Below are 632 nucleotides of genomic sequence, written 5' to 3'. Positions count from 1 at the left end.
CTGCGATGAGCTTGCTTGGTTAATCGACTCTCTCGCGGGGAGGAGCGCCTGCCCATGACGTTCCTTCCCGCCTCTCTTTCTTATGAGGGGCAGGGAGAAAATAATGGGTGTAAGAGATCACAGTGGACATGAATCGAAACAAATAAATAGACCGTTTTGCTGTTCTGACTTCTTAGTCGAAACAGCAAAGCGAATCTGTAAACGAAGACAGATTTCCACCATTTAATATTAAGTTAAGAACTCATGATGAATAAGGTGGTATTTTTCGGCTTTCTGCCGATAATCTTGAGTGTTTTTCTTACTTTGTTGTTTGTTTTTGTGATTAGAATTTGATTTGTACTTTTAGCGTTAATATTTTTAAGTTTTGTCTATTTTTTAACTAAAGAATTTTAACTTTGAGCCGTTACATAAAGTACAGAGAGAGGAAAGAGACTTAGCAAATACGCAAGACTCTTTAATTACAAACAATCAACTAATTTGGAGAATACATCATGGGCATGACTGTAAACACCAACGTATCAGCAATGACAGCGCAGCGTCACTTAAACAACGCAGCAGGTGACCTAAACCTATCCATGGAGCGCTTGTCTTCAGGTTTCAAAATCAACAGTGCAAAAGACGACGCAGCAGGT

1 protein-coding gene is annotated in these 632 nt (G+C 39.4%); it reads left to right on the top strand.

Translation table 11 applies throughout. From position 1 onward, the window contains the following. Nucleotides 1-491 precede the first annotated feature (491 nt). Nucleotides 492-632 (top strand): flagellin N-terminal helical domain-containing protein (locus Q8W40_RS28045; protein ID WP_442316514.1); only part of this gene is annotated, 141 nt, incomplete at its 3' end.

Origin of the sequence: Vibrio penaeicida, assembly GCF_030689305.1 — a bacterium.
GTDB classification, from domain to species: Bacteria; Pseudomonadota; Gammaproteobacteria; order Enterobacterales; family Vibrionaceae; genus Vibrio; species Vibrio penaeicida_B.
This window is presented reverse-complemented; position numbering and strand designations above follow the sequence as displayed.